The sequence below is a fragment of the Paraburkholderia ginsengiterrae genome (assembly GCF_001645125.1).
In the GTDB taxonomy this organism is placed as follows: Bacteria; Pseudomonadota; Gammaproteobacteria; order Burkholderiales; family Burkholderiaceae; genus Paraburkholderia; species Paraburkholderia ginsengiterrae.
On record NZ_LXKA01000255.1, the window covers coordinates 1 to 452 of the forward strand.

1 pseudogene is annotated in these 452 nt (G+C 67.5%); it reads right to left on the bottom strand.

Going from position 1 to position 452, the window contains the following annotated elements:
• Positions 1–286 precede the first annotated feature (286 nt).
• A pseudogene (gene gpmA / locus A6V37_RS42430) lies at positions 287–452 on the bottom strand (2,3-diphosphoglycerate-dependent phosphoglycerate mutase); the annotation flags it as partial.

Here is a 452-nt window from a genome sequence, read left to right on the forward strand (position 1 = left end):
GGCGATGCGCTGTTACATGGCGGCAGTCATGCTCGGTGTAGAGAGTCAGTTGGGAAGGAGAGTGAGCTCGGCTGGGCGCGCGCGAGGTGGCGGTTATGAGCGGGGATGGGTCGTCAGCGGAAAAGCGCGCTGAGGGACTTGGGGTTGATGGGGGCAGGGGAGGGCGCTGTGAGGCCGTGGAGGACGCAGAGGGGCGCGGCGGGCGGGTGGTCGCCAGGGCCGTCGCGGCGCGTTTGCAGCCGGCCGGCGGCCTCTTTCACCGCGATGCGGCAGCGTGGGAGGAGGATCAGCCTGCATTGCTCTGGCTGGCGAGCGCGGCCTGCGCCTGGGCAATGGCCTCCTGGTCGCGCAGGTAGTAGTGAGTGGTGGGGTTCAGGTTCTCGTGGAGTTAATAGGAGGGCGGCACGCCGTTCGGGATGTTCAGGCCGGCGATGTCCTCGTCGGAAATATTG